2 protein-coding genes are annotated in these 3,415 nt (G+C 54.2%); both read right to left on the bottom strand.

The genetic code is table 11. From position 1 onward, the window contains the following. Positions 1–352 precede the first annotated feature (352 nt). Positions 353–2,257: a fibrobacter succinogenes major paralogous domain-containing protein gene (locus Q0Y46_RS14820; protein ID WP_297948601.1), complete on the bottom strand. Its 1,905-nt coding sequence runs from the start codon at positions 2,255–2,257 to the stop codon at positions 353–355. 198 nt (positions 2,258–2,455) lie between these two features. Next, a partial coding sequence (locus tag Q0Y46_RS14825) for a phosphoglycerate dehydrogenase (protein ID WP_297948605.1) occupies positions 2,456–3,415 on the bottom strand: 960 nt, incomplete at its 5' end.

Genomic DNA, 3,415 nt, shown 5'->3' on the forward strand with positions numbered 1-3,415 from the left:
CGCCTTTATCCACCCGCTCTGCTGTTTTCTTTAAAGTTTAATATAGAATGACAAGGAGCGGCCGTTTTTAAAAGGAGATCCCCGCCTACGCGGGGATGACAAGGAAGGGATGCGGGTACGCCCCCGTTGGCGGACAGGGGACAGTCCCCCGTCTGTATGTATAGACGTTTTTGCGGGGAAAATTTTCCGGGAATTTGCAGTAAAAAGATGTTTTCGTCGGGCAAAAAAAAGGTTCACAGGTGGTTTTCTGTTTATACAGAAAACGGCAGCCTTGATGCAAAGGGCCGCCCGAGGTATAAAAAATCGGGCCGGCTTCGCCGGCCTTTTTGGAGGGGGCTTGGCGGTTAGCAACCTAGTCCCTAAGGCAACGAACAGAATACCCGTAGCCGTAGCTCTTGCGGATGGCGGCATAGTCCACATAGCCGACGTCGTTGTACAAGCCCATGCCGTACGCGTAGTAGCTACTGCTCTCCGTAGAACTCCAGAAGTACGCGCTTTCGCCCTCGTAGACGAAATTCCCACTGCCGTTCCTGCGGCCAGCAGGCAACGCCGAGAAGGCGTAGGCGTCCGAGCCATTGCCACTTGTCCCTTCATAATCATTCCAGCCTTCCGTGGACTTCAGCATCTTTCCTACGGTTGCCCACTCCCCAACTGCAGTGATCAGGGTATCCCATTCCGTGGTATCGGGCAGGTGCCAGCCCTCAGGGCATACGCCACGAACTTTGACGTTGCCGAGGTTGCAGTATTCCCCATAGCCGCAACCATTGGCCGTGTTACCCGGTATAATGCCAGCACTATCCATTGCCGCGCTCCACAGGTACAAGCGGCCATATTTAGCGCAATTGGCGGGGTCATCATCATAGCAATAGCTAGAAGAGTCTTCTTCGGCACCTTCAAAAGTCTGCTGAATGTACCTGTAATTCAAGTTCTCCGCCATCCACCACTGTTCACCGATTTTTACGGTCTTGTAAGTCTGTCCGTCCCTGTCGTCCGTCAGGGTGCCATATTCGCAGTTGTCCTCAGTCGCTGTTTTGCAAGGTGAAGCTAAAGAAGCTGTAGGAACCACGGAACTCGACGAACTGTTTTTTTCTGAACTACTTGATTTATAGTCCTTAAGGCAACGAACAGAGAACCCGTTGCGCTTGGTTTCGCCGCCCAGGTACGCATTATCGTCGTCGTAGTACAAGTACATGTGGTACGCGAAGAGGCTATTGTTCTGCGTCGAACTCCAGAAGCTCGCGCCGCTGCCCTCGCGGTAGAAATCCCCAGCGTAGTACCTGTAGCCAGCAGGCAACGCCGAGAAGAAATAGGAATCCGAGCCATTGCCATTTTTTTTCCAGCCTTCCGTGGACTTTAGCATTATTCCTGCCGTTTCTTTTCCCCCTACCGCATTGAACAGGGCGTTCCATTCCGTAGTATCGGGCAGATGCCAGCCTTCAGGGCACACGCCACGAACTTTGACGTTGCCGAGGTTGCAGTTATCCCAATAGCCACAACCATTGGCCGTATTACCAGGTATAATGCCAGCGCTATCCATTGCCGCACTCCACAGGTACAAGCGGCCATATTTAGCGCAATTGGCGGGGTCATCATTATAGCAATAGCTGGAAGAGTCTTCTTCGGCACCATCATCTGTCTGCTGAATGTACCTGTAATTCAAGTTCTCCGCCATCCACACCTGGTCGCCGATTTTCACAGTCTTGTAAGTCTGCCCGTCCCGGTCGTCAGTCAGGGTGCCATATTCACAGTTGTCCCCAGCCTCGGTTTTGCAAGGTGAAGCCACAGAAACTGTAGGGACCACGGAACTCGATGAACTGTTAGACTTGCCATCTTTACTGCTGCTGGATTTGGCTTTGCTACTGGAATCACTCGTCTCGTTAGAACTAGACTTTGCCTTCGCGCTTGACGATGATTTTTTCTCCGAGTCCGGCCGAACCGCCTTAGTCAACGAATCGTCAACGACCCAGAGGCCCTTTTTACAGACATAGGCAGAATCCTCGTCTTCCACATAGGCAGTCTTGCCGTTGAGATCCCTCGTGCAAGATGGCAAGTCGTCGAAAGTGGGAACAACTTTATCGACTTTCTCGCTAGGTTCAGCATCCTTGGCAGAGTCGGAGTCCTTGTCCAGAATCGATTCCGTCAAGGAATCATCGGCAAGTTCTGCGTCCTTGGGGTCGGTTCCCTTGCTGTCGCCACCACAGGCCGCAAGCGCAAGCAACAAGGCCCACAAAGCAAAACCTACAAAGAAACGACTCATGATACCCCCTTGGCGACACTCATTCGGAAAATATACACTTTTTCAATGCATCGTCAACCTGAATAGATTGCTTCGGGACTGTTGGTCCCTCGCAATGACAAGGAGCGACCTTTTTTAAAAGGAGATCCCCGGCCAAGCCGGGGATGACTGGGATGGGACGCGGGGATGACAAAGGAATGCGCCAGGGATGGCACAGCCTTAGAAATGAATCACGCGGACCTTGATGACCTTGTCGAGCTTGCCGAGCTTTTCGATGATGGAGTCATCGACCTTGCTTTCGACGTCAACGAGGTTGTAGCCGATCTTGCCGTTGCTCTTGTTGCTGAACGAGGCAATGTTGATGCCTTCGGCACCGAACACCTTCGTGATTTCGGAGATCATGTTCGGGACGTCCTGGTTGATGACCACGACGCGGCTCTTGACACCGGCGTGCGGGTGATCGACGAGGGCCGGGAAGTTCACCGAGTTGCGGACGCAGCCGTATTCGATGTAGTCCTTCAGTTCCTCGACGGCCATCACGGCGCAGTTCTCTTCGGCTTCTTCGGTGGAAGCGCCGAGGTGCGGGAAGCAGGTCACCTTGTCGTTCTTGATGAGGTCGGCATCCGGGAAGTCGCAGAGGTAGCCCTGGAGGGAACCGGAAGCGAGCATCTCGTTGACCGGGGCCATCTCGACGATGCCGCCACGGGCGAAGTTCATGATGTAGCTGCCCTTGAAGCCGGCGAGGTTCTTGCGGTTGAGCAGGTTCTCGGTCACGCCCTTGATGAAGGGAACGTGGACGGTGAGGAAGTCGGACTTGGCGATGACTTCGTCCAGAGTCGCGGTTTCAACCTTGTTCGAAAGTTCGTGCATGTTGGCGGCGTTCGGATACGGTTCGTAAGCGAGCACGCGCATGTTCTTCCAACGGGCATAGTTGGCGACGAGCACGCCAATCTTGCCGAGGCCGATGACGCCGAGCGTCTTACCGGCGAGTTCCATACCGGCAAACTTCTTCTTGCCGCTTTCGACGGTCTTGGCGAGGTCCGGATCGTTCGTGTCGAGGCCCTTGACCCAGGCGGCGGCCTTGTCCACGTTACGCACGGCCATGCCGAGCACGGTCATCACGAGTTCGGCAACGGCGTTGGCGTTTGCACCCGGAGTGTTGAACACGCAGATGCCCTT

Origin of the sequence: uncultured Fibrobacter sp., from assembly GCF_947305105.1 — a bacterium.
Taxonomy (GTDB): domain Bacteria; phylum Fibrobacterota; class Fibrobacteria; order Fibrobacterales; family Fibrobacteraceae; genus Fibrobacter.

Bases quoted from the DNA above. Each gene is read 5' to 3' on its own strand.
- Q0Y46_RS14820 (WP_297948601.1), bottom strand. From the start codon at position 2,257: ATGAGTCGTTTCTTTGTAGGTTTTGCTTTGTGGGCCTTGTTGCTTGCG.